This window comes from Paenibacillus sp. FSL R7-0333 (assembly GCF_038000365.1).
GTDB classification, from domain to species: Bacteria; Bacillota; Bacilli; order Paenibacillales; family Paenibacillaceae; genus Paenibacillus_AQ; species Paenibacillus_AQ silagei.
In genome coordinates this window covers 1,465,969-1,492,134 of sequence record NZ_JBBOBZ010000001.1, presented here as the reverse complement: position 1 = coordinate 1,492,134, position 26,166 = coordinate 1,465,969, and the positions used below count along the sequence as shown (strand labels likewise).

General features: G+C 53.8%; 20 protein-coding genes and 1 pseudogene. 2 read left to right on the top strand and 19 right to left on the bottom strand.

Going from position 1 to position 26,166, the window contains the following annotated elements:
• Positions 1-173 precede the first annotated feature (173 nt).
• Positions 174-2,552, bottom strand: coding sequence for an ABC transporter ATP-binding protein/permease (locus tag MKY86_RS06215; protein WP_076076476.1), 2,379 nt, complete (start codon positions 2,550-2,552; stop codon positions 174-176).
• 216 nt (positions 2,553-2,768) lie between these two features.
• Here MKY86_RS06215 and MKY86_RS06210 point away from each other — a divergent pair, with 216 nt between their 5' ends.
• On the top strand, positions 2,769-3,443 hold the full coding sequence (locus MKY86_RS06210) for a response regulator transcription factor (protein WP_076076479.1): 675 nt from the start codon (positions 2,769-2,771) through the stop codon (positions 3,441-3,443).
• A complete protein-coding gene (locus MKY86_RS06205) occupies positions 3,440-4,483 on the top strand; it encodes a HAMP domain-containing sensor histidine kinase (RefSeq protein WP_076076481.1) in 1,044 nt (347 codons plus the stop codon). Before MKY86_RS06210 ends, MKY86_RS06205 begins: the two co-directional genes overlap by 4 nt.
• Positions 4,484-4,696: 213 nt before the next feature.
• Here the strand turns inward: MKY86_RS06205 and MKY86_RS06200 are convergent, their stop codons facing one another.
• From MKY86_RS06200 to MKY86_RS06115, 18 genes and pseudogenes are all read right to left on the bottom strand, one after another.
• Positions 4,697-4,852 carry a hypothetical protein gene (locus MKY86_RS06200; RefSeq protein ID WP_340826634.1) on the bottom strand — a complete coding sequence of 52 codons (156 nt, stop codon included), beginning with the start codon at positions 4,850-4,852 and terminating at the stop codon, positions 4,697-4,699.
• Between the two features lie 211 nt (positions 4,853-5,063).
• The gene (locus MKY86_RS06195) at positions 5,064-5,744 is read right to left on the bottom strand and encodes a hypothetical protein (RefSeq protein WP_076076484.1); all 681 of its coding nucleotides are present in this window, start codon (positions 5,742-5,744) and stop codon (positions 5,064-5,066) included.
• A 399-nt stretch (positions 5,745-6,143) separates the two neighbouring features.
• The gene (locus MKY86_RS06190; RefSeq protein ID WP_076076934.1) at positions 6,144-7,226 is read right to left on the bottom strand and encodes a Gfo/Idh/MocA family protein; all 1,083 of its coding nucleotides are present in this window, start codon (positions 7,224-7,226) and stop codon (positions 6,144-6,146) included.
• A 112-nt stretch (positions 7,227-7,338) separates the two neighbouring features.
• On the bottom strand, positions 7,339-8,943 hold the full coding sequence (locus MKY86_RS06185) for a response regulator transcription factor (RefSeq protein ID WP_076076487.1): 1,605 nt from the start codon (positions 8,941-8,943) through the stop codon (positions 7,339-7,341).
• A 42-nt stretch (positions 8,944-8,985) separates the two neighbouring features.
• Positions 8,986-10,749, bottom strand: coding sequence for a sensor histidine kinase (locus MKY86_RS06180; RefSeq protein ID WP_076076489.1), 1,764 nt, complete (start codon positions 10,747-10,749; stop codon positions 8,986-8,988).
• A gap of 101 nt (positions 10,750-10,850) precedes the next feature.
• Complete coding sequence (locus MKY86_RS06175) at positions 10,851-11,696, bottom strand: carbohydrate ABC transporter permease (RefSeq protein ID WP_076076492.1); 846 nt, start codon at positions 11,694-11,696, stop codon at positions 10,851-10,853.
• Entirely contained in the window at positions 11,693-12,655 is a 963-nt protein-coding gene (locus MKY86_RS06170; RefSeq protein WP_076076494.1) for a carbohydrate ABC transporter permease, read from the bottom strand. The genes MKY86_RS06175 and MKY86_RS06170 overlap by 4 nt, the downstream gene beginning before the upstream one ends.
• 200 nt (positions 12,656-12,855) lie before the next feature.
• A complete protein-coding gene (locus MKY86_RS06165; protein WP_076076497.1) occupies positions 12,856-14,205 on the bottom strand; it encodes an ABC transporter substrate-binding protein in 1,350 nt (449 codons plus the stop codon).
• Between the two features lie 201 nt (positions 14,206-14,406).
• On the bottom strand, positions 14,407-15,591 hold the full coding sequence (locus tag MKY86_RS06160; RefSeq protein ID WP_076076499.1) for a DUF4367 domain-containing protein: 1,185 nt from the start codon (positions 15,589-15,591) through the stop codon (positions 14,407-14,409).
• Positions 15,573-16,130 (bottom strand): RNA polymerase sigma factor, encoded by a 558-nt coding sequence (locus tag MKY86_RS06155; RefSeq protein ID WP_340826630.1) that lies wholly within the window; start codon positions 16,128-16,130, stop codon positions 15,573-15,575. Before MKY86_RS06155 ends, MKY86_RS06160 begins: the two co-directional genes overlap by 19 nt.
• Positions 16,131-16,303: 173 nt before the next feature.
• On the bottom strand, positions 16,304-16,795 hold the full coding sequence (locus tag MKY86_RS06150; RefSeq protein ID WP_076076502.1) for a pyridoxamine 5'-phosphate oxidase family protein: 492 nt from the start codon (positions 16,793-16,795) through the stop codon (positions 16,304-16,306).
• A 107-nt stretch (positions 16,796-16,902) separates the two neighbouring features.
• Positions 16,903-17,610: a DNA alkylation repair protein gene (locus tag MKY86_RS06145; protein ID WP_076076504.1), complete on the bottom strand. Its 708-nt coding sequence runs from the start codon at positions 17,608-17,610 to the stop codon at positions 16,903-16,905.
• Positions 17,611-17,629: 19 nt separating this feature from the next.
• Positions 17,630-18,115 carry a molybdenum cofactor biosynthesis protein MoaE gene (locus tag MKY86_RS06140; RefSeq protein ID WP_076076524.1) on the bottom strand — a complete coding sequence of 162 codons (486 nt, stop codon included), beginning with the start codon at positions 18,113-18,115 and terminating at the stop codon, positions 17,630-17,632.
• Positions 18,116-18,226: 111 nt separating this feature from the next.
• The gene (locus MKY86_RS06135) at positions 18,227-18,511 is read right to left on the bottom strand and encodes a hypothetical protein (RefSeq protein WP_076076526.1); all 285 of its coding nucleotides are present in this window, start codon (positions 18,509-18,511) and stop codon (positions 18,227-18,229) included.
• A gap of 2 nt (positions 18,512-18,513) precedes the next feature.
• Positions 18,514-19,167 (bottom strand): annotated as a pseudogene (locus tag MKY86_RS06130) (Rpn family recombination-promoting nuclease/putative transposase); the annotation flags it as partial.
• A gap of 214 nt (positions 19,168-19,381) precedes the next feature.
• Positions 19,382-20,668 carry a cellulase-like family protein gene (locus tag MKY86_RS06125; protein ID WP_076076529.1) on the bottom strand — a complete coding sequence of 429 codons (1,287 nt, stop codon included), beginning with the start codon at positions 20,666-20,668 and terminating at the stop codon, positions 19,382-19,384.
• Positions 20,669-20,708: 40 nt separating this feature from the next.
• Positions 20,709-22,670, bottom strand: a complete 1,962-nt coding sequence (locus tag MKY86_RS06120) for a glycoside hydrolase family 2 protein (RefSeq protein ID WP_076076532.1) — start codon at positions 22,668-22,670, stop codon at positions 20,709-20,711.
• A complete protein-coding gene (locus MKY86_RS06115) occupies positions 22,643-26,047 on the bottom strand; it encodes a DUF5107 domain-containing protein (protein WP_083684622.1) in 3,405 nt (1,134 codons plus the stop codon). The genes MKY86_RS06120 and MKY86_RS06115 overlap by 28 nt, the downstream gene beginning before the upstream one ends.
• Between the last annotated feature and the right edge of the window lie 119 nt (positions 26,048-26,166).

The window sequence follows — 26,166 nt, the reverse complement described above, 5'->3', positions numbered from 1 at the left end:
TCTATTTCCTGTTATTTTATCCCACAATATCCCTGTATGTCTGTGATCTATGACAATTTATCATGCGGAAATTAAATACAGAAAGAACCAAAGGAACGGATTCCCTTGGTTCTTGGTTCTTTGTTATTTCGTTATTTCGTTATTTCAGTCTGGCTGATCTGGACTACGGCTGGTTATTCACTGCGCAGGGCAGTCACCGGGTCCTTCTTCGCCGCCATCTTGGCCGGAATAGCTCCGCCCAGCATAGTGAGCAGGACGCTGATGACACCAAGAACGAGCGCGTGGAGCGGATTCAGCTGGGCGACATTTTTCAGCTCCGTCAGGTTGTAGAGGATTGCATTGACCGGGATGGTCAGCAGATAAGTGATGCCAATGCCCAGAATCCCCGAGCATGCCCCGATAATGAAGGTCTCGGCATTGAACACCCGCGTGATATCCTTCTTACGGGCACCCAGTGCACGTAGTACGCCGATCTCCTTCGTACGTTCCATTACGGAGATATACGTAATGATCGCAATCATGATCAGGGAGACCACCAGGGAAATCGCCGCAAAAGCAATCAGCACCATCGTAATCCCGTCCATAATTCCGCCGGAAATGTTGGTGACAATAGCTGCGAGGTCGGTGTACTGTACCTGAGCTTCAGCAGCCTTCCCTTCATTCCACTTATCGAGATAAGCCGTTACAGATTCCTTGGCGCTGAAATCAATCGGATACAGCGAGACTGCGCTTGGAATATCCGTGGCCCCCAGCGCTGCAAGGGCATTCTCCTTCGTCATGGACGACATGCTGGCTGCCGCTGCCATCCCGGCGTTCACTAGCGGCATCTCGCCCATTCCGGTACCGGAGCCTCCGCCTGCGACCCCCTCCGACAGGGCTTGCCCCGTCAATACATTGATATCGGATTTCTCTTGTGCGAGTACAATTTCCGATTTCTGTGCATCTGCAATGAAGGAGGCTGCCAATTCATCGGAGTAGACCAGGCCGGGCGACAGCGTTGAGATTGTCGACCCCTCCTGTGCGCGCAGCACACCGACAATATTAAGTGTTACTGCCTTAGGGCTGTTGTAGAGGTCATTCAGATTTCCTCCGGTTGCATTGACTACAAACTGTTCACCATTTTGCTTATAATAATCATTGTTCATGACCAGCTTGAGCGGAGTTCCGACCAGATCACTCAGATTGATACTCTTTGCTTCATAATCCAGTCCAAGCGCATTCACTGCTCCATCGGTCAGACGGTTGTACTGATCCACGATCAGCACAAGATCCGTCTTCTCTGTCGGGAATTTCCCCTCCAGCAGATCATAGTATTGCTCCAGATAGCTGCCCGAGGCACTGCCCTGTTTGCTTGGATACGGTGCTACTGTGATCTTGCTTTTATCCAGAACCGACGCCTTGTCCCCATTCTTCACCAGCCAGTTCATATTCACGGTACGGGTGTAAGAGACGCCGTCAATCAGCTTGGGATCGATTCCGTCAAGGTACTCGATATAGTCCTTGGTCAGCACGTTCGTGTGGATAGCTGAATTCACCGTAGGGTCGTATGGATACAGCTTTTTCTCAGCCGGATAGGAGGGGAGCTCCGTTGTTTCCTGCCCTGGAGGACCTGCATTCTGCAAATTCATTGCCGTCTGGTTGATGGAGATCGGGAAGTTGGATAAGGCCCCGGTTTCATAGGAGCTGATCTGTTTGTCGAAGCCATTGGACAGGGACAGGATCAGGGCAATACCGATAATTCCGATACTGGAGGCAAAAGCGGTCAACCCCGTGCGCCATTTCTTGGTGGCAATGTTTTTGCCGGATAATTTCAGGGCTGTGAAAAAGCTCATGCTTGTCTGCTTCAGCTTATACGCACTTGAGGTCTTCTGTGTAGGCAGCGGATTGCTGTCCGAGATCGCATGACCATCCGAGAAGCGGATTACGCGGTCTGCATAGTTCTCTGCCAGCTCAGGATTATGGGTAACCATGATGACGAGCTTATCCTCGGCAATCGACTTGATCAGCTCCATGATCTGCTCACTGGTCTCTGAATCCAAGGCTCCGGTAGGCTCATCGGCCAGGATAATATCCGGATTGTTCGCGAGCGCACGGGCAATCGCCACACGCTGCATCTGTCCGCCTGAGAGCTGGTTCGGCTTTTTGTGCACATGATCCTTAAGTCCGACCTTCTCCAGTACCTCCAGCGCCTTTCGGTGCTTCTCGGCTGAAGATACCCCGCTGAGTGTCATCCCCATCTCCACGTTGTCCGTGATGCTTAAGTGCGAGATCAGATTATAGCTCTGAAAAATAAAGCCGACACTGTTATTGCGGTACGCATCCCACTCGCTGTCCTTGAAGCGCTCCGTCGATTGGCCGTTAATGATCAGCTCTCCGCTGTCATACTGATCCAGTCCGCCGACGATATTAAGCAGCGTGGTCTTGCCCGAGCCGCTCTGGCCCAGAATCGCAACGAACTCACTTTCTCTGAAATTGAGATTTACTTTATCCAGTGCAACTTGAGTGAATTCGCCGGTCTTATAGCTCTTGGTAATGTTTTTTAATTGCAGCATTGTCCTGTCTCCCTTTCCATTCCTATACTCTTATTCTCTGTAGGTACGGCGCACTTCCTGTCCTGCTGTTCCCCAGTATAATCGTCCAATATAAACTAAACCTAAACTCCCGGTTGAGATTAAATTGATCTTGATGAGGTATACTTAAAAAAAACCACAGAACATATATACAGGCTATACGTTCTATAACATGGAACCGTTCCAGGAGGAGAACCTATGTTTACTATTCTTGTAGTGGAGGATGACGCCAAGCTGCGGCAGCTCTTCTGTACTGTGCTGACCAGACACGGCTACCGCACGGTTCCGGCTGTGAATGGCGAGGATGCACTGGCGATGCTGGATAAGGAGTATATCGATCTGATGATCTGCGATATTATGATGCCCGTGATGGACGGCTTCGAGTTGACACGGATGATTCGGGACAACAACAGTCAGCTTCCGGTCCTGATGGTGACAGCGCGGGAGAATTTTGCCGATAAGCAGCAGGGCTTCCTCGTTGGCATTGATGATTATATGGTCAAGCCGGTCAATGTGAATGAGATGCTCCTGCGTGTCGGGGCGCTGCTGCGCCGGGCCAAAATCATCAGCGAACGCAAAATCGAATGGGCAGAAACGGTGCTCGACTATGATACGTTAACCGTGATTCAGGGGCCAGAGCGCATCGTGCTGCCGCAGAAGGAATTCTATCTCCTCTATAAAATGATCTCTTATCCGAATAAAATTTTCACCAAGCAGCAGCTCATGGATGAAATCTGGGGGATGGACTCCGAGTCGGATGAGCACACGGTAGTGGTTCACATTAACCGGCTGCGGGAGCGTTTCAGGGACAATCCGGATTTTGAAATCGTCACGGTCAGAGGGCTTGGCTATAAGGCGGTGAAGCAGGGATGATTCGGAGAAGAGACAGGGGGCTATGGTGGTATTTCGTCTCAATGGTGTTCGTGATCATTCTGTTCTTTGTCTTCATCCTGGGAATCACAGCCTTTTTGTATTACCGGCTGGGCAATCATACCAGGGAGCACGGCAATCCGTTTCCGCCTGTTCTGACGATGATGCTGTTCAGCCTGGTCGTCGGGACCACGATCACTATCCTGGTAGGCAAGAAGATCCTGGCCCCGATTACAGACTTCAGCAAGGCAGCCAAAGAGATTGCAGACGGCAACTTCAATATCTATCTGAATGAGTCCCACCGGATCAATGAGATCAGTGAGGTGGCACATCATTTCAACCTTATGGTTCAGGAGCTTCGCAGCATCGAGACCCTCCGCAATGACTTCGTCGTGAATGTGTCTCACGAATTCAAGACGCCCATTGCCGCAATCGAAGGGTACGCCATGCTGCTGCAGGAAGAGAATCTGAGCAAGGAAGAGCATAACGAATACACCGGAATGATCATTGAAAGCTCACGGCAGCTCTCCAACCTGTCCGGTAACATCCTCAAGATATCCAAGCTGGAGAACCAGGAGATGCTCTCAGAGCTGGCAGAATATCCGCTGGACGAGCAGCTCCGCCAGGCCCTGCTGCTGCTGGAATCCCTCTGGTCCGCCAAGCAGCTCAATCTGGATATCGAGCTGGATGAGCAGCGGTATTATGGCAACGAGGAGCTGATGATGCAGGTGTGGCTTAATGTGCTCGGCAATGCGATCAAGTTCACGCCGGAGGGCGGAACGATCTCGGTCGCGCTCCACTCGGACGGGGCCTGGATCTCGGTGGTCATCGCGGACACCGGCATCGGCATGACCCCGAAGGTGCGCAAGCACATCTTCGAGAAGTTCTACCAGGGCGACCCCGCCCGCGCCGCCGGGGGCAACGGCCTCGGCCTGCCGCTCGCCGCGCGCATCATCAGCCTGAGCAAAGGCATCATAGAGGTGCGCAGCGAGCCGGGCCAAGGCTCGGCGTTCACGATCAAGCTGCCGGTGGGCGGGGCTTGAGGGGTTAGCCGTGGGGCTGTTTGCGGCCGCTTGCGGGGGGATCAGGGGCACTAATGCCCCTCATTTCCGCCTCGCCGCCAACTTTGCCGGATTCAGGGGCACTAATGCCCCTCATTTCCGCTCGCCGCCGACTTTCGTCGGATTCAGGGGCACTAATGCCCCTTATTTCCGCTCGCCGCCGACTTTCGTCGGATTCAGGGGCACTAATGCCCCTTATTTCCGCTCGCCGCCAACTTTGCCGGATTCAGGGGCATTAATGCCCCTCATCTCCGCCGCGCCGCCGGCTTTGCCGGATTCAGGGGCACTAATGCCCCTCATTTCCGCCTCGCCGCCAACTTTGCCGGATTCAGGGGCACTAATGCCCCTCATTTCCGCCTACCGCCCGTTTTCGCCCGATCCAGGTGCACTTGTGCACCTCATTTCCGCCGCGCCGCCAGCTTTGCCGGATTCAGGGGCAATTGTGCCCCTCATCTCCGCCGCGCCGCCGACTTTCGTCGGATTCAGGGGCAATTGTGCCCCTCATCTCCGCCGCGCCGCCAACTTTGCCGGATTTAGGGGCATTAATGCCCCTCATCTCCGCCTACCATATCTCTGAATCAATGAAACTATGAATCAGCTCGTACCGGCAGACTCGACTACTATCCTGCGCCAAAACGGGTTTAAATTTGCCTTTCTCACATAGAATATTGATATATTTCCTCGCAGTCCGCCGATTTACTCCAAGCCCCTTCACCACATCCACCGGCCGAATCATCCCATTCATCCGGCTCGCCATGTGCAAGATGTCACGCTCTATCCTCGTAAATTGACTGCTCCCCTCCGAACTGGTTTTCAACAAACTTGGGGTTAGCAAAGCTTTCAGCAGGGAGATGGTCTGCTCCGGTGCAGACTCCAGATCATCGTACGGGATGGCGATGACGCGGTATCCGGCAATCTGCAGATACGTCTCCCGGTTCAGCTCTTGGCGGTATCTGGTCCGGTCCGTGTTCTGAACATGCGGCCCATATCCCTTGATCTCAATAGCAAACTTTACCTGTCCAGGCTTCCACACAAAATCCACAAAATACGGCCTGCCCCGCCAATCGGCAACCTCGTACTCCGGATGAAGATCATCCAACTTCCCGAAAATCGGCCACCATACCCGCTCCACAAACATCTGCTCCCCATGCCGGTGGCCCCGGTCCAGCCGGTCCAGACGTTCCCCCGTCCTGCGTTTCTTATGATATTCCAGCCATCTCTGATGCTCTTCAGCAAATCCCATTTCTCTTTTCCTCCTCTATAAAATCAACTCTCCCCCCGCAAACTGAGCTTGATCATCCCACCTGTGTCCACTCACTTCCGGGGGCGTCAGAACCTAAAGTTACAGGCATATTCACGCACAAAAAATCCCGCACCCAATCAATCAGGGTGCGGGATGTGCTTCATCCGTTTTTCAGATTATAGTACCGGCTTGCTCCCCCGTCAATAACATACTCCACTCATACAGTGACTTCGCATAAATATATGCCTTTCCACTGCGAAAATGGCGGGGCCAATGTCCGCATGAGGCCGGGGTTTGAGCGAAATGAAGTTTGATCAAGCACACATTCAGCCACAGCAATAGCTCAAGCCGGGCCAGAATGTGAGCAGCATAACCAGCAGCTATACTCCCGCCGCAACCCTACTTCCCCTCCGCCCAGCACATCCGCTCTGCTCTTACGGTTTCGCCGGACTCAATGGCCTTCTCAATCAGCTTGCCGAGATATACATCCTGCGAGGCTTCCTCCAGTCCGTAGAATCCGGGGCCGCCAGCCGCATAGAGGGCCATCTTGTCCAGACAGGACGCAATGGCGAGCTCGTCATCGTACAGCCGAGCCGGGGCGAAGGGGTTGTTATACAGCCATTGCTCTCCGCAAATAATTCCCTGGAGGTAATAGCCTTCGGCATTCTCCTGTTCTCCACGGTTGATGCGCTTCAGCTCCATTTGCAGAGGCACCAGATTCTCCTGCTGGATCAGCACCCGGTTGTCGAAGATCTCCCCGCGCTCTCCGCGCACGCTAAGATGATTCGAGCGCGTCCAGGAGCGGTGCTGGTCCTTGGTGAAATCGTAAATGCCCAGCCGGTCTCCGAAATCCAGCCAGGCCAGCTCCCTCTGCAGCGGAATCAGCTTGTCTTCAACCGGAGGGCCGCTGCGGGTTGGTCCGCCAACCCAGATGGAGTCGAACCGCATCCCCCGGATGACCGCCTCCTCGAACCCGATGCCGAGCATCCTGCGCATCAGGGCTGCCCCATGATACAGATGGGATACCGAGACCGTCGTCTCGGTGATTCTGCCCAGCCTGCCGGAGCGGATCAATGACAGCCGCGCCTCCTGGATCGGATGGTACGGGTACTGCTCTGCGACCTGTATCCAAGCCCCGTGCACAGTCAGCTCCTTATGCAGCTGCTCCAGCTCTTCCAGACTGGAGGCAGGCGGTGTCTCTGTCAGCGCCGGAAGGCCAATCTCGGCCAGCTGGTACAAATAGTTCATTGCCGCCCCGCCGCTGACGGAGACTACTGCGAAATCCGGGTCCTCATTCCGCAGCAGCTCGTCAAGGGAACGGTATGTCTGAACACCCCACGCAGCTTCTATCTCCTGTCCCTGGGCCCGGTCCCTGACTACAAGGCCGCCGATCCGAAACAGGTCCGGCAAGACCCGGGCAATTCGTAAATAATACTGTGCGCGGAATCCTCCTCCGCCGATAATGCTGAAGTTAACGGGCATACCCCTGTCCTCCTTGATGACACATTGATGTTGATGCAGCTCAGCCGCAAGTCCCTGCTCTGTCATCGCGGCTTCTATCATCATACTTGTCTCTAGCGGATTATATGTGTCATCATTTGATCAGCTCCGTGGGATTCATGCCGGTGATCTTCTTGAATAGAGTACTGAAATAAGGAATGTTCTTGTAGCCAACCCGCTCCGCCACTTCGTAGACCAGCATATTGCGTTCCATGAGCAGCTCCCTGGCCTTCTCAATCCTTACCCGGGTCAGATAGTTGTTGAAGGTCTCCCCGGTAATGTTCTTGAAAATAATCGACAAATGATTCCGGGAGATGAACACCTTATCCGACAGATCAGCCAGCGTAAGCTCCTCGGCATAATGCTCATGAATGTAGTTCGTCATGAAATCAACGACCTGCCGGTGCTTACTGCTGCCCTTCCATTGACGGCTGGCACAGATGGCTGTGATTTTGGCGGACAACCAGCTTGCCAGCTGGTCGGGTATGGCCAGGTTGCCGATCTCCTGGGCAATCTGGTCATTGGTGAACAGATCATCAAGCACGAATCCGGACTCATACAGGGAGTAGGTGATAATGCCCCATAGCTCGCTGCCGAGCATCTGCACATAGCTGGCGGAGACCCCTTGCTGCGCTTGCAGCTCGGTAATGTATCCGTATACAAGCTGCTGCGCCTCCGCCTCCTGTGAAGCCTTCATCGCGGCGGCCAGCTTGTAGGAGAACTTCACCGGGAAGAGCACCCCACGGTCCTGCCCGCTGCTGTGGCTCTCCCGGTAGCAGTACACCTCATAGGCCGGACTGATCCGTAAGGCTCCGTGATCCATGGCGCGGAACGCCTCCTCCGTCGATTCTGGAATCTTCGTCCATGTATCCTTCAGTCCTCCAATCCCTATGCGGACTACCAGCCTGAGATACGAGTGGATGCTGTCGACCAGCCGGGTTCCCAGCTCCTCCAGCTGCTGTGTGCATTCTGCCTCGGGGTGAATAATCAGCAAGGCCCGGTAGCTGTTCAGCTCGGTGTATTCCATATTAGCGTATTGCTTGCGCGTAACCTCACAGGCAATGTTACTGACTGCGAAGCGCAGCAGATTCCAGTCGGAGACCGAGAAGGAGCTGGCCCGGTCATCACGGATCAGCTCGATCCCGATGCTTGCATGCCTGCCTTCCAGCCAGTAATGATACGAAGGCGGAAGATGGGAATTGTTCCGGTATGAAGGCTCCAGGGTGCCGACCGCAGCGGACCGGACCCATTCCTTCTCGACAAAAGGCTCATACAGCATCATTTTCAGCTCCAGCTCGCCTTGTCTGATCACCTTCTCCTGCTCTCTGAGCAGCTCTGCAATAACCTTGTGAAGGATCGTTCTAAGCGTAGGCAGGCTGATCGGCTTGGAGACATAGTCACTGACCTGAAGCCGGAGGGCTTGTCTGGCATGCTCGAAGTCTGAATAACCGCTCAGAATAATGATTTTGCCCTTGAAGCCCTCGTTCCTTAATTGCTCCATCATCTCCAGGCCGCTCATTACCGGCATATAGATATCCGTGATTACAATGTCCGGGGTGGTTGCCCGGATCATCGCCAGGCCGTCTTCCCCGTTAAGTGCCTCACCGGCCCATTCCGCACCCAGCTCCTCCCATGGAATCGCCCGTTTCATCCCCTGAAGTACCTGGCGCTCATCGTCAATAATAGCGATCTTCCACATCATGTCTGCCTCCTTAAGCTTCTCTGGCCCGCAGCAGCCTTATCAGCCTTCCTTCGCAGCGAGAGAAGCAGTCAGTATCTGTGCCGGAGCCTCTGTGAGCAGCGGCAGAACAATCTCTACCCGGGTCCCTCCCTCTTCACGTTCCTTCAGCGTAACCCCATAGTCATCTCCGAAATATCCGGCAATCCGCTCTCGCACATTCCGTATGCCATAGCCGCCGGTATGCCGCCTGTGCGGCCGCGCCTCCGGCTGCTTCAGGCCTGCCCCGTTATCATCAATTATAATCTGCAGCGTCTCCTCTACCTTAGTTAAGGAGATCGAGACATGGCCGCTGCGCTGCTTATTGAAGCCGTGCACAATGGAATTCTCCACGAACGGCTGCAGGGTGAGCTTGGGAAGATAAGCCTCCTGAAGCCCCGGTTCCACCTCGATGGTGTACTCCAGACCGTCGCCCCAGCGGAGCTGCTGGATTTCGAGATAACACTGGATGTGCTGTAATTCCTCCGATACCATGATGAAGCTCGCCCCGTTGGATAAGCCGATCCTGAACATCTGGCCCATCAGCTCCAGAATCCGGCTCAGCTCATCCTGCCCGGCCTCAATGGCCATCCAGTTGAGCTGGTCCAGCATATTGTAGAGAAAATGGGGATTGATATTGGCCTGCAAGGCCTCAATCTCCGCTTTGCGCTGCTGCTCATACCGCCGCTCCAGCGACAGGTACAGCTCCTCGATACGCTCGGTCTGCTTGCGGTAGCCGGAGAATAAATAACCGAATTCATTCTCGTAGTCGCTTGGCAGTTCCTCCTTGTGCCCGCCGACTGAATATATTCTCATAGCGCTTACAAGCTGCTTAATCGGCTTGGAGAATTGCCTGCTCAGATAATGCGTCAATAGCAGGACCAGCAGAATCGCTCCAATCCCGATCAGCCCGATCCATTCCGCCAGCTCCAGACTGCTTGCCGTAATCTGCTTCCAGGAGGTGAACTCAATCAGCGTCCAGATGGAATTATCCATTCTGGAGTAGACCAGCAGCGTATTGCCGGTATCCTTATCGCCGGGAATGTGGACATAGCCGGATTTGTTGCTCTTGAGGTCGATCCATTTCGACCACTCGCTCTGCTCCAGCGTCTCCCCGATGCTCAGAATCTGCTTGCCGGCGCTGTCCGCCATGATCCGGTTCGACCCGGAGGAGTTGCCGGTCAGCAGCGCACGGATTTCCCTGGCTTTAATATGAACGACAAGCACACCAAGATAGTCGTTCTCGTTCATGATTTTCCGGGCGAAGCTAAGCACCGGAATGTCTCCCTGCACACTGGGAATGGAATGTTCCCCCGACCAGGCGAAATCGCTTTTCACCAGATTCCTGGCCCAGGACTGCTTATCCAGATCGAGAATATTGCGGAATTGAATATAGCTCTGCCCGCTGCTCGGCATCGGCTGATCCATATAGAGGTCAATCCCCTGAATTAACGGAATGGCATAGGTTAGATTGCCGAGCGCACTCTCAACGCTTATACGCTTGCGGTACCGTTCGAAATCATCCTGCCTGTTCAAGAGAAAGGTCGTCAGCTCGTTGTCCCGTGAGGTGGACAGTGAGATCTGCTCGATCATATCCAGCCGGGTGGTAATCTCATTGTTCAACTCATCCAGCAGCCGCTGCTGATAATGGGAGGTGGTCTGTACAAGGGCCTTGGAGGAATTGCTGTAGCTGGTCCAAGCCGTTACCGCTATCACCAGAATAATTATAATGGCAAAGCTGTGAAAAAACAGACGGTCGATCCTGTACTTTTTAAAAGGATTGGTCAAGTGATCCCCTTCCTTCGCCTCCGGCTCACACGAAATAAACGGTAAAGCGTCGAATAAGGCTCAGGCGCTTTACCGTTATCGGACGGATGTTTTTTTACATCTTATCCCTTTATGCCTGTTGTCGCAATCCCGTCCACGAAATACTTTTGCAGGAAGGTGAACACAAGCGTTGCCGGAACAATAGAGACAAGCGACATGGCCAGAAGCTGGCCCCACTCGGCTGCAGACTGGGAGTCATTAATCATACGCAGCGCAAGGCCCACCGTGTATTTGTCTACCGTGTTGATGTACAGGAGGTGTCCCAGGAAGTCATCCCAGTTCCACAGGAAGCAGAAGATCGTCACCGTAACGACCGCCGGGAAGGCGAGCGGCATGACCACTCTCCAGAAAATTCCGAACCAGGAGCAGCCGTCGATTTTGGCCGATTCGTCCAGCTCCTTGGGCACGCCGCGGATAAACTGGATCAGCAGGAAGACGAAGAAGCTTCCGCCGGCCCCGCCCGCCAGCAGATGGGGAACGACAAACGGCAAATACGTGTTCACCCAGCCCAGCTGATGGAACAAGGCATACTGGGGAATAATCAGCACCTGACCAGGCATCATCAGCGTCAGCATCAGAATCGAGAACCAGAATTTCTTCAGCGGAAAATCCAGTCTGGCGAACCCGAAGGCAACCAGCGTACAGGATAACAGCGTTGCGATCAGCACCATAATTTCCAGCCAGAAGGTGTTGAGGTAGAAATCAGTGAACGTATGTCCGGGAACTGAGTTCCAGCCTTTGGTGAAGTTCTCCCACTGCGGAACGGACGGGAAGATTCCCGGTGAACTCAGCTCGGTGCTGTCCTTCAGCGAGGCGCCGATCCACCAGACAATCGGATAGACCATGAGGAAGCTGAAGAGAATCATGAACACATGCCGGAATGCAGGCTTCCAATTCAGAGTTGTCATTTGCGTTTTTTCCCTCCAGTGTCAGTCTCATAGAATACCCAGTACTTCGAGGTGTAGGAGATCAGAAGTGTTGCGGCAACAATGGCGACCAGCATAATCCAGGCCAGTGCAGAAGCGTAGCCCAGCTCGTACCGGCTGAAGGCCCGTTCATACAAATACATGGCATATACATATGTAGCGTTCATCGGTCCGCCATTCGTAATCACGAAGGCCGAGGTGAACATCTGGAAGGCGTTGATCACGGCCATGATCAGGTTGAAGTAGAGAATCGGCGACAGCATAGGCAGTGTAATGCGGAAGAATTGAATGAACCTGTTCGCCCCGTCTACCGAGGAAGCTTCATACAAGTCATTGGGAATCTGCTTCAGCCCTGCCAGGAAGATTACCATCGTGGAGCCGAATTGCCAGACGGTCAGCAGAATCAGTGTGCCAAGCGCGGTGTCCGGGTTGGTGATCCAGCTTTTCCCTTCGATGCCGAAGACGGCAATCAGCTTGTTAAAAATCCCGTCTACCCCGAAGATGTTGCGCCAGAGCAGCGATACCCCGATACTGCCTCCGATTAGAGAAGGGAAATAGATCGCTGTGCGGTAGACGCTGATCCCTCTGACCGCTCTGCTGAGTACCATGGCCACGAGCAGGGCCGCAATCAGCTTAAGGGGCACGGAGGCCAGCACATACATGACCGTGACTTTGGCGGATTGAATGAATTTGGGGTCTGCGGTGAAAATCCGTTCGTAATTGCGGGACCCGATCCATTTCATCGGCTGCATCAGGGTGTAGTCGGTAAACGAATAGTACAGGGATAAGAACAACGGATACGCCGTCAGTACCAGGAACCCGATCAGCCAGGGCGAAATAAACAAATAGCCTGCAAGCGGAGCGTTCCACCGGCTTTTGAAATAGGAGCTTTTTTTCGGCGCTGGCGAGGCTTGGGCTAAAGTGGTTGTGGAGCGGTTCATCTGTGGTCACCTCTTGTGGTCAATTTGTATAGCTTAAGTATAGTATTGGGCCACACTCCGGCTAAAGGAGGGCAATGCTCGAATTCTTTCAAAATATAACGATTAATTTGAAAACACGAGTATAACCGCGTTCCAAGTGGAAACGATATTTCAAAAAGATAAAGCCCGGAACATTGCTGTCCCGGGCTTCTGTACATAAATTATTTCTCGTAGGATAGCGAGGCTTCCTTCAGCTGCTTGAACGCCTCTTCTGGTGTAGACTTGCCGAAGCTGAGCTGGTCGCGGACAAGTACCCAGTCCTTGTCGATGAAGTTCGTCCAGCCGCCGGCTCCGGCCGACCAGGTCTGGCCATCCGGCTCCGTAGCACGGAGCAGAGCCAAGCCTACCTTATCCAGATCGCTCATGTTCGCTTCCAGCAGGGCCGCATTATCCTTGTTGGCCGGCAGACCGCGGAAGGTTTGGGTAATATTGGCCGCTTCAGCATCATTCACGAACCAGTTGATGAATTTCTTGGCTTCTTCAGCATGCTTGGAGTTCTTGGAGACCGCCATGTACATCGACGGCTTCAGCCAGCCTCCGGCCTCTTCGGCACGCGGCATCGTTACAAGTGCGTAGGCTCCTGGCTTAATGCTGTCCCAGGTTCCCAGATTGTTGGAGAAGCTGTAACGGAACAGCACCTTGCCTGCTGCGAGCAGATCCATTTGCGGATCATTTTCCTTATCGGAGGCATTCACATCCGCCGGAGGAACCAGGCCTTCCTTACGCAGCTCTTCGAATTTACGGGTCCAGTCCAGATACGTGGCTTCATCCACGTTGAAATGACCCTCATTCGTGATAACCTGCCCTTTGCCTTTGGCATACTGATACGCCGAGTACATGAAATAGTTACCTGCATAGTCGAGGGTGAAATACTGTCCCTTCGGCAGCTTGGACTTGGATTCCTTCGCTAAAGCGAAGAACTCATCCCAGGTCCAGCCGTTGGCCGGGTTCGCGATGCCCAACTTATCCATAGCCGCTTTATCATATACCATACCGAAGGCTACCGAACCGAGCGGAACAGCGTACTGCTTGCCGTCAAGCTGTCCGCCGGACAGCAGCTTCGTATCGAATTTGCTTACATCCACCTCAGGAGCGAGGTCGGCCAATTGCTGGCGGGCCATCCAGTCCGGCATCCAGCCCGGGTCAAGCTGAACCACATCAGGTGCATTGTTGGCCGCAGCCTGCGTGGATAATTTGTCCAGATAACCATCCATACCGGAATACTCCGGCTCGAAGGTTACGTTCGGATTGTTCTTCGTGTACAATTCCAGGGCCGCCAAAGTGGCTTCGTGACGCGGCTGGGAGCCCCACCACATAATCCGCAGCTTGACCGGCTCATTGGTGCTTGGCGCATCAGTTGCAGCAGCCGTCGCAGCAGCATTCGTGCTGGCAGGTGCTTCTGTAGCCCCTCCTGCATTGTTTACCTTATTCCCTCCGCCGCCGCAGGCAGCCAGTGTACCTAATATCGCTGTCATCGCCAGGACCGAAAGAGAACGCTTCCATTTCAACATCTTTAACCCTCCTGTATACATCTGTATTCTCTTGCTACATTGCTATAGTAACAATATGGAATTGAAGTTCATAGGAGAGCAATGCACGAATTCTTATAAAATCTTACGAATATGCCATCCTGCAGCTAGGCAATAAACGTTCAAAGGCTGCTCCGCTATCCTAAGATAGCGAAACAGCCCTGAGTGTCAACGCAGCATTACTTATTTCATCATACTGGCGGCAATGGCGATAAGCTCATCCTTCGTTAGCTCTGTGTTCTCCTGGCCGGCGATCACAGAATAGATAACCTTTGCACCGGGGTCAGACCAAACCAACTTATACTTATACCCCAAGTCAAGTTCCTTGTTGCCGGAGTCATCCGAAAAAATGGCCTGTCTGCCTTTGATCTCTATATTTTCCATCTTTGTATGTTCACTCCACGAGAGCGGATCAGCCGGGTTTTGGTTGTCATCCACACGCGACACACCTATTCTCACCCGAACCTCTCCCTTCTTGTATACCAGTGAGGAATACGGGTAGTCAATATTCTCCGCCTTCTCCACTCTCCAGGACAACTGGAAGTTATCTCCCAGGTCTCTCTCGTCTCCGCCTTCCAGCTCTTGCACATCCGGAACTTTTAAGAAAGAAGGCTTGATGATTGCCTCGTCCAGGGCATACCCTTCCGGCAGATACGCCGGCTGCTCCAGGACAGGAGCGTTGTGCTCCTCTACACTAGTCTTATACGCGGTATAGTCATTGAACGTGAGGGGCGGGCGATACATGTTCATACTCCCCTCTCCCTCCTCGTCTTCACGCGTAATTACATAGGTGGCATACTCTCCAGGGAGCAACAGTTCCTTCATAAGCTCTGCCCCTTTTGAATACTTCTGGTTATAGAGAATACTTAGCTTCTGGTTGGCTTCATACTCTATACCCGGCTGTGCTTCTGGAATATAAGGCTTCAAGGGTTCTTTCGCCTTCTCAATCAGCGTTCCGCCGGAAGCCGTCGCCGGAAGCGGCTGATAAGGAAGCACCTTATACTGGGCTCCGGCCCCTTGCCGGACTTCACCCGAACTCTGGGCTTCAGCTCCTTGCTGGAGTTTGCCGGAGAATTGGGTATAGCCGCCGCCCAGCAAGACCAGTGCCAGGACCGCCGCCGCCCAGCCCTTCACCGGCATCCGCTTCTGTCTCCGTCCGGTTCTTGTTTCCATTCTGCGCATTACTTTAGGTGCCTCTCCGCTTGGCGGAAGGGTCTGAAGCAGGGTCTCGTCTTCTTCAGCTGTCAATGCCCCCTCAAGCCCGAGCGCCTTCATTACTGGTTCATGAACATCAACGGTGTTCCAATGTGCTGAACGGTCTCCATCCTTCAGAAACTGCTCCTCTGGAGTTAATTCACGCTTGCCCATAATTGTTTCTCCTTTCTCTCAATCGCTTTTTTAAGTTTTTCCCTGGTCCGTTCATATCTTTTGCGTACGGTAGCCGTACTCACACCCAGAATTTCACTGATTTCCGCAAATGATTTATCTTCAAAAATCCGCAGGATCAACAAGTTCCGGTCCTCCACATCCAGCTTCCTCAGAGCAGCCGAGACCGGCTCGCTGAACAGGCGGTTCTGGGCCATTTCTTCGGCGCTCTTCTCCGTAATCTTCTGCCCGAGCAGCTTCCGCAACTGCTGCTGGTATTTCTGCCGCCGCAGCTGATTCAGGCAATGATGATAAGCAATCTTGTAGAGCCATGAGGTAAAATCTGCCTGAGGCTTGTACTGCCCGATATTCTGGTAGGCCTTGATCAGGATGTCCTGTACCGCGTCTTCCGCCTCTTCCTTGTTATTCAGCAAGCGATAGCAATAGAGGTAAATCCGCTGCTGGTATAGCCTGATCACATCGGAGTAAAGGCCTCCTTCCCCGTCCTGTATCCTCTTAATCTTGTCTCCAATAGCGTCCACGATAGTCTCCTTTCTGCAAATCATATAGATATAACACATGAGCCGTATGTAATGTGACAATTATCTTTTTCCGGCTCCACACCAAAAAAAGAGACCCCCAGATGAATTCTGTTGATCTCTCCGTTGCAGAACCTATGAACCTGTAATCTTCCAAAACCGTCTGTCTGTCTACTCTATTCCAGCTCGACCGTCTGATTCAGATTCAGCTTGTCCGTGTCCTGTCCAGTCATCCGCTTGAACATGTATACCGCCTTCTCGGCCAGGTTGCCGCTCTTCCAGTACTCAGCTGCTTCGGCATGGACTTTAATCAGAATCACATTCGGGTCATCATAGCTTGTCTTCAGGAACGCCTCGTATCCTGCGCTCCAGAGCTCTTTCTTCTTATTCACATCAGTTACAATCTCGGCTGTTCCACGGATGGAGACATAGGACTTATCTGCATAGACCACGTTCACCCGCGGGTCATACAGAATCTCTCCGAACTTGCTCGTATCCTTCTTGGTCAGGAACCACAAGTCTCCGTCGAATTCAACATCCTGTGTCTTCATAGGCCGGGAGACCAGCCCTTCCTCCGAGATCGTGGTAAGCATAGCCATATCAATACCTTTGATCAACTTGCGGACCGTCTCAACGGCTTCCTCGTGACTATGGTGTGTAGTTGACATCTTAACCGCCTCTTTTCTTCCAGGATAGGGAATAGGTTGTCCAAATGCATAGCATTTATTAACCAGAAGCAGCAAAGCATTACCGGATGCCGGTGAAATCCGCGAGATCAGCAGCGTACATGCTTGCGCTTGAACCCGGTCCGACCTTTGTCGACAGCCTTCATAATATTATCGTATGCGCTAATACGCTTGCTCTTCGGCTTGTCCTTGTCCACCTCGACCGGACCCACCCGCTCCGCCGTCTCGCGTGCCAGATCATGCAGCGGTGAATAGGACACGGCTACGGTATACATAAAATTGTTCATAGAGTACCGGGTACGCTCCGGGGAGTCGTGAATGGTCTTACCCACAAGCTCCAGCATCCCGGCCAGCTTGTCGCGCTGGAACTCCTGATCCGGGCGGCTTCCCAGCAGCCAGCAGTAACAGCTCCAGCCTGCCGATATTCTAAGGTCCTCTCCGCTCCTGATCCACTCATCCGCCACCTGCTGGGCAATATCTGCTTCAGCCAAGGTGACAGCCACCACGAAATCGGACAGCATATAGAAATAAGCCCCGTCCATCCAGCGGTTATAGTCCGCCTCTGTCATCCCGTTCGGGTCGGCAATGATCCCGGCAAAATACATCGCATCATAATTACCTGTGGCATACAGCTCCTCAGCCAGCGCCTGATTGATTCCAGTTTGCTTGAAGATCGGTTTCATGGCACCGGTAGCCACACCAAATAGCGGTTCCCGTGCGCCGTTTGCGGTATATATCTTCTTGGTCCGTTCCTTGCCAAGCGCTTCAAGCTCCTGCATGACCTGTTCTGCATTCATTGAACGTTCCTCCTTTTAGCTACCTCTCGTCCTCCGCCGGAATATCCGGCAGCAGCGGACGGCCCGCGGGGTAGGCGTTCTGATTCAGCTGGTCGCCAATCCACGCTTTGCCGTCCTCGCCGGTTTCTTTTTTCCAGATGGGGACGATTTGCTTGATCCGCTCAATCACGTATTCATTCGCTTCATAGGCAGCCTTACGGTGGGGCGAGGAGACTGCGATAACCACGGCAATATCGGTAATCTCCAGCCTGCCGATCCGGTGGGTGACTGCAACCTTCGTATCCGGCCAGCGCTCCAGCACTTCCTGCCCGATGCGCTTCAGCTGCGTTACAGCCATGGACGGGTATGCTTCATATTCAAGATACAAGGTTTTCTTCCCCTGTGTGAACTCACGCACCGTCCCGATGAATAAGGTAATCGCCCCGGCCTCTCTGCGCAGAACTTTATCGGATACCTCAGCGGGTATAATCGCGGACTCTGTAATTTCAAATAACGAATGGCCCATTCGCTCACTTCCTTTCGAGTGAAACATATAAATTTCATATTTCAAAAAAACTGCCCCAAGTTGGAGCAGTCTTTTGAAAAATATGAGTTTCACCGGTTTATCCATGGAGTGTTAATTCTTCCAAAGGTTCTGAACTTCCTTTTCAGAAAGCTCGGTGAGTTTAACTATAAAATCAAAATCATGTCCCATCGCCAAGAGCTTTCGAGCAGTTTCTCTTTTTTCTCGAATTGCACCCTGAGCAATCCCCTCCGCAATCCCCTCAGCCTTAGCACCATTCATTCGTGACGCCTCATCACGTAAATACTTCATCCGGGCATCATATTCCATACGTGTAGCGGCATCCTGACTCAGGAACTCCAGCGTATCCATTGCTTTTTTCAACATCGGTTCATTCATGGTCAGTGTTTCCCCGTTTGTGATTTCAAGCTTAAAACTTCTTGCTCTGGGAGGCCTGAGGCTCTAACAATAATGGAGGTTTCCACTCCAAGAGCAAGAAGTTCACGCACCATTTCCTCTGCCTTTTTTCGTTCACCCTCTACTCGTCCTTCAGCTTTCGCTCCGTTCATTCGTGATGCCTCATCACGTAAATACTTCATCCGGGCATCATATTCCATACGTGTAGCGGCATCTTGACTCAGGAACTCCAGCGTATCCATTGCTTTTTTTAGCATCGGTTCATTCATGGTCAGCACCTCCCAGTTTGGTTGTTCAACACCCTTCAGGAATAATAACCAGTTGATCAGACCACCAGTTAATGGAACGGCCTGCTCCTCGAGCTTCGTTAATTCCATCACATGAATCTCAAGATCGTTATTAAGAGAAATTCCAGTGTGATCTTCCCGAAGATGAAACACATTATGATGACGGTCATTCGGCAGACAGGAGTAGTTCAGTATATTGATCGTCACACACTTCTTCAATTGACTGTAATCGTCGCCTTTTTGAATTTGGTGGTAATACATCTCACTCCAGTAGAAAAGCGTCCGCTTCTCCATATTGTATGGATTGAACAGCTGCATTTCGATGTTGATCCGTTTGCCCTCAGCCGTTCTTATACATTGATTATATCATGGCAGAACTACTCGTTGTAGACAAAGCCAGTCTTTTGGGCCCTATATACTGCTATTCTGTCCCCAAAGCTCTATAAAACATACAGCCAAGACAATGCGCTCTCTCGTGTTACTTCGGAACGGCTGTCCGCCCCGGAGGGACGCGGCATGACAAGCTGCCGGTCTGCCGCGCTGACTACGCCGCTTCACTGCTCCGCTACTCTGCTTCAAGAATGTACCGGTTCCACCGCTGCTGCCAGGCCACATCCTGCCAGAACGGATGATGCGGCGCACAGTTGGAGCATAGCGTCATGCCCCAGAAGCCCAGGGCCATTCCCTTACGCAGCGCATACTCGGCAATGAATTTCCCGACCGGGCCTTCCTCGAAGCCTGCAAGCAGCGGGGTATAGCCGACATAGCCTTCGCCGATCACCACCGGCAGACCCGAATGTACCGCCCATTCCTGCGCTTCTTCCAGCCGCTGGTCCGCTTTTTGCAGCATCGCCAGCTTATGGGCTCCATAGCGGTCATACAGGTAGAGATCCCATAGATCAGGGTCGGCCCAATCATGCAGATAGATCAGCTTCATCCCGACCGGATTACCCTCCATCCGCCACTCCTGCCCTGCGGGCAGGTTCCATTCCCCGAAGGGCGGGGCATCTTCCCTCAGCATAGACCAGACAAAGGTATTCGGAAAAGGTACCCCCTCATCATTCAACCCCGCTGCGTCCATAAGCTCATTCAGCACGCCTTTGATATAGAGATGATAGTGAGCCACCTGCAGATTACGGGCTACATATGCCTTCGGATAAGCTTCGTTCAGCGTATAGCTGGCCGTGATCAGAACATCGGGATGCTGTTCCCGGAGATACTCTACCGCTTCCTCGATATAAGGCTGCATGGCCTTCACCAGCCTGGGCGTATCGGTTGCGCCGATTCCCTGCACGGTACCCACGGCGGTAAGCTGCCCGAATTCCACTTCATTATGCAGCTCGGCATAAACAATTCGATCAGCGAAGCCTTCCGCCTTGATATACCGGATGAGCTGGTCCATCGACCGGGCCAGGGTCATGAACCGCTCTGCGGGAGCAATTGCAGCCAGCTCATCACGCAGTGCGGGATAGGCCAGGAAGCTGGGGCTCTGCTGATATTCCCAGGAAGACAGCATAATATAGAGTCCGTGCGCCTTGGCCTGCCTGAACAGCTCCAGCAGATGCGCATGCCCGTCCAGCTCGGCACCGCCGCGGCAGTTGTACCAGCGGGTACGCTGGCCCACTTCCCCCAGACTGCCGAAGTGCAGCGGTCCGGGGCGTTTGCCTTCCGCTGTGAATAACAGGAACGGCATGGCGCAGATCCGGATGGTGTTGTATCCTCTGTCGGCTGCCTCCTTGCATCTTGCCGCCAGATCATGATAAGGCTCGCCCGGCAAGGTCATTGTGTACCAGGAGAAATCCCACATGGTGAGAGTAAGCTTGCGGGGCAATCTGCTCAGCACTGCATCCATTCTTTTCACTCCTTAGGATTAGGTTGTATTACCGGGTCAACTACTGGCCCATTTCCAGCTCCAGCACGCTGAAGCCGTTCGGACGGCAGACGGTTAGGGTCAGCTCCGATCCAGGAGCAGCAGGCAACTTGAGGCTCAGCGTACGAACCTCTCCGGGCTGCATATCAGGAATCACCTGTACCTGTGCTGCTTCCTCTGCGCCATCTATTGACACCCTTACATAATAGCCCCGGACGGCATAGCCGGGAATATCCTTCTGGCATTTCAGGGTGACCTCAAGCTCCCGTCCGTTCCGTCGCACAGGGGCATCTGCAAGCAGGAGCGGTGAAGCCACCTCACGCAAGGCTGCAAACGAAGGCTTCACCCGGTTATGTACATCCACCGAACCGTGCACCCGCTGCTTCCATCTCCCCTGCCCGTCTTCTCCCATTTGCGTGCGGTAATCATTCAGACTGAAAAAGATCAGCGCAGCAAACTGGGGATACTTGCGGTAGAGCTCTGTTTTGTGCAGAAAAATCGCTGTTCTTCTGGGATCTCCACCTTCGTACACCGGCTCGCAGAGGCCATATTCAGCCACCACCACCGGCTTATCCGGGTAATCGGCCAGCATCTGCCGGATGACCTCATCCTCATCCAGCTCGCCATGCCAGGTTCCGATATAGTCATTCCACATCAGCAGGTCCCCGGCTCCCGTAGCATCACTACGCGGATTAAGGTGGACCGTGTTGCTCACATAGTTAATCAATCGCTGTGAATCCAGCGCGTGGATTTCCTGCTTCAGCTGCTTCATGTACCGGAGGGTGGTCTCCGACTGCCCGTTCAGCTCATTCCCCATCCCCCAAGCGAAGATACACGGATGATGGGAATGATCGCGGATCATCTCCTTCGCCTGGGACAAGGCTACCGCGAAGGTGTGCTGATCCGGCTCCGCCGGCTGCTGCCAATGCGGAATTTCCTCCTGGACAAGAATGCCGTTGCGGTCACACCAGTCCAGCAGCTCATTCCCCTGTTGCCAGTGAAAACGGGTGATCACAGCGTTCGCCTCCTTGAGCCGTTCCAGCATCGCGCCAAGATCCTCCCGCTTCTCGGCCATGCCAACCGCCGGATTCGAACCCGGCATCCATTCGACACCCATCAGGCGGACCGGCTCACGGTTCAGCCATAGCTCCTGCCCTCTGACCACAATCTCACGGAACCCGAAATTGACGGTTACCTCATCATGAAGCTGTCCGCCCTCACGGATGGTGATCTGAAGCTGATAGAGATGCGGATGATCGAAATGCCATAAGTCCACCGGGAGCCACTCCATCCCTGCAAGCTGCCAGGTCCCGGATTGCGGGGGCAGGGGGCGGTGATCCTCCCATATTTGTGTACCATTCTTGAAAATAGAGGCCCCTATCGTTGCTGAAGCAGAGGGTCCGCATAGCTGTACGTCTGCCAGTAACCGGCCGGACGCCTGCTGGCCCGCTGGTCCGAACCGGACCTCCGGGGAGACGCAGATATGCTTGACGGCCGTTTGCCCGGTTACTATAAGCTGTACGGGCCGGATGATCCCCCCATCGTCCGCCCAGTCGAAGCTGCGGCCTTGCGGGAGCGCCTGAGCAGCCGGGGAATTATCCGCTTTTACCGTAATCCGGTTCTCCTTGCCATGCAGAATATGCGCGGTCACCTCCAGCTCAAAGGCAGTATACCCTGAGTTGACATGCGAACCGGCCTCGCGGCCGTTGACCCAGACCACCGCATCACGATAGACGGCTTCAAAATGCAGACGGAACCGGCTGCCGCTCCACTCCTCAGGAATGCTGAGATTATACTCATACCACCCGGCCCCCCGGTGTTCCTCCAGACCTTCCTCCACATTCCAGGTATGCGGAACCGCAACCTCCCTTGGAGCAGGCAAGCCTGTAATCTGCCATTCCTCTCGCTCTCCTATGCCTGCTGTATCTGCCTGAAAACACCAGCCTTCGTCCAGGCTTATATCATGCCGTCCTGTTGTATGCATACTCTGTTGTCCTCCCTCTGCTTAGAGATGTCCCGGTTCAAGGCATGATCGGCCATCCGTCTGTGAACTCCGGCTCCCTGATGATTGGGGTCCAGGGCAAGAGCGGAATCAAGCTCCGCTACCGCTGCTTCATGCCGGCCCAGCCCGAGAAGCCCGAGCCCCCGCATGTAGCGGCAATGTATGACATTTCGCCGGTTGAGGTCATCCTCAAACACCAGGAAATCCGGCAGCGATACGGCGAAATAGTCCAGCTTGATATCATCGAAAAGATGACGCTCGGCATAATCGATCAATATATTGAAGCGGCGCTTGGCCTCCTTCCCGTTACGGAGCTTCAACCAGGCCAGCCCCTGGTAGTAGATCATCTCCGGCGGCTGGTCATTGTAGAACATCGCACTTGCCGGCTCGGCCAGTCCTTGTGAAGCTATGGTGTAGCTGGCGACGGCTTCTTGTTCCCGCTGAAGACCTTCATAGGCTACGCCCAAATAATAATAGATATTATTCTCCTGGGCGCCTTCCAGCCTGCCTTCGCCCAGATTCAGCGGATAGACCAGCGCTTGCTCCAAGTGCTCAGCTGCTGACTTATAGTTGCCCTCTTGCAGTGCCTGCTTGCCGAGCTCGGTATGAGCGAATTTATATTGTCCGGTCACCTTACCCTCTCCTCCTTCCCAAGGATGGAAATTACGCTGAGACAGTGAAGCAATAGCATCCTGATAGCGTCCAAGATTGTTAAGAAGGGTCACATATTCCACATACAGATCATCCCGCTTCCCGACCAGCTCCCGCCGCTCTTGCAGAATCTGAAGGCGTTCCTCCGTGGACCAGGCCAGCTTCTTGCGCAGCTGATCCAGCTCATACAGAATCCGCGCATCCTGCGGCGCACAGGCAAATGCCTGCTCCAGCGAAGCTAATGCTGCCTGCGGATTACTCTGCTTATTGTAATAGGTCAGAGCCAGATTGCGGTGAACGATGGCGAAATCCCCTCTCAGATCACGTGAACGTTCCCAGCTTGCCGCCGCTTCCTCCGGCCGCTTCTTGTCATAATAGAGATTGCCGAGATAGTAATAGGCCTTATCATCCAGGGGATTCGCCCGGATAGCGCTTAACAGCCATTCAAGCTCGGACAGGGTGTTCGGAAAGCAGTGCAGCGGGGAAGCTGCTTGCCCCTGGCGGCGGGCCTCCCGTGCCTGCTCATCTTGTCCCGTACGCTCATAACATTCGCCAAGGGCATAATGCAGCATCGGGTAGACGGAGTCGGAGTCGGTGTCGGTGTCGGTGTCGATTTCAGATTCGGGTGTTCCGCATTTGACTGCCCTCCGCCCTACAGCAAGAGCTTCCGCATACAGCCCGCAGTCCATATAATCCGCCATAAGATTAAGGTAGTTGTGTGCGTCACCACGCATAAGACGTTCTAATTCTGTCAGCGCCTCTTCTGCCGCAGCAGGGTCCTCCAGTGCTGCAAGGGCCAGGGCCAGTTCGTTGTATGCGCCAAAATCAGCAGGATCAAGCTGCACAGTCTCACTGGCGAATCTCCTCCCCTGCTGCAGCCGGCCAAGCCTGCGCAGCAGAGCAGACTGGAGATTCCTTGCCTTATAATTACGCGTATTGCGGGTCAGCGAACGCTCCGCCAGCTCCAGCGCTTCGGCATAACGGCCTTGCTGGCAGGCTATCTGAGCGAGCGAGAAATACCCCGCAGCCTGCCAGGCTGCCGACCATACCGCTTTGTAATAAGCGGCAAAAGCCTCATCCAAGCGGTTCTGGCCGCGCAGAGCAACCCCCAGCTGATAATAGGCTTCGCTGTCATACGGGTTAGGATTACGCGAGGTTAGACGTTCAATGGCGCGGCGGAACAACGGCTCACTCTGCGCGTATTGCCCGCGGCGGAGCAGCAGCGTTCCATATGCTACATTCAGCCGGATATCCCCGCTGTCCCGCTTAAGCCCTTCCATATAATAGGCCTCCGGCTCAAAGGTGGCATGCCGGTACTGCTCCAGATGCAGGCCTGCCAGGTACAGCTCCTCTGCTGAGCGCAGCTCTTCCGGCACTGCCAGCGGCTTCGCCGCTCCAGGGATGCGCTCAATCTCCGGCCGCTTCGGCTGATAGGCGACCAGCAGCCTGCCCTCCCCGCTATGAACCGTCAGCTTGAGGTCATACTCCTGCTCTCCATGGTTCAGCATAACCGTACGCTCTATAGCCTCTGCGGGAGACAGATCTGCAGTCTCCCGCAGATATTCGCCTGCGGCTCCGCTTAAGCTGATCACGGCCTGCTCCTGCCGTGAGGTCACGTATACCTTCACCACCGCCTGAGCCGATACTGCATCCGCCTCCAGATTGACCGCAGCGTCTACCGAGGCATTTTTCACCAGACCGATGCCCTTATACGGCATGAAATACTGGGTGAAGCTCTTCTCCTCATACGGCTGCAGCCAGGTGAAGTCAGGCTGATTATCGGTGTACACGCCTGTCATGAGTTCAATATAAGGTCCGTCTTCATCGGTCAGCTGGCGGTCCCAGGCCTGCCCGAACTCCCCGTTCCCCCAGGTCCATTGCTTCTTCCCTGGTGAGATATGATGATCAGCCACATGCAGCAGTCCCGCCTGGACGCCGTGATCATATCCGCCGACGAAATTATAATCCGACTTATAGGCCATATAGGAGGTCGGAACCGGAATATTCTTATAGCGGGAGATGTCCACGCCTTCCGAATAATCCTGTTTGTAGTAGGTACCGGTCGCAATGGGGAACCGCGATACATCCCTTTTGCCATGATCAAAGACGGCTGTGACATCAGGGGGAAAAACAGACTGCGTCTGATCATTCACCGCAACCGCCGGGTTGGCCCACCAGAGGAAGGTCTGCGCCTGCGGCGTCCGGTTATAACACTGCGCATGGACCTCCAGATAGGCTCTCCCGGGATAGAGTCTGAACGCAGCCGTAACCTTCGTCCCGTACATCCGGTCAATCTCGCTCACCCATACGGCAGCGCTTCCATCCGCAGCAGCCTCAAGCTTATAGTCAACAGGGCCGAACGTATTCGGGCGGTGATGCTGCGGCCAGTTGAACTCAATGCCCCCGGAGATCCAGGGACCTGCAAGACCGACCAGCGCAGGCTTGATGACGCGGTTATAATAGACAAAATCATAGTTATTCGTCTTGTCGAGCGCCCGGTAGATCCGCCCTCCAAGCTCCGGCATGATCTCTATCCGCAGATATTTGTTCTCCAGAATAATCAGCTTGTACGTCCTATCCTGCTTCACATCCGAGATGCTCTCAATCACGGGATGCGGATATACACGCCCTGAGCTTCCCTGATAGACTCTTTTCTCCAGAAACATGGGATTCGGATCAGCGGCGCCTGCTTCATAGGTTGGTATCATCACACTAGTCTCCCGTACCTGTACCCGGTCTGCGTTGTGCGTGTTGTCCACATTATCCGCATTGTCCCCATTGCCACCGTAGTCAGTGTTGTGCGTGTTGTTCGCGTTGTCTGCGTTGT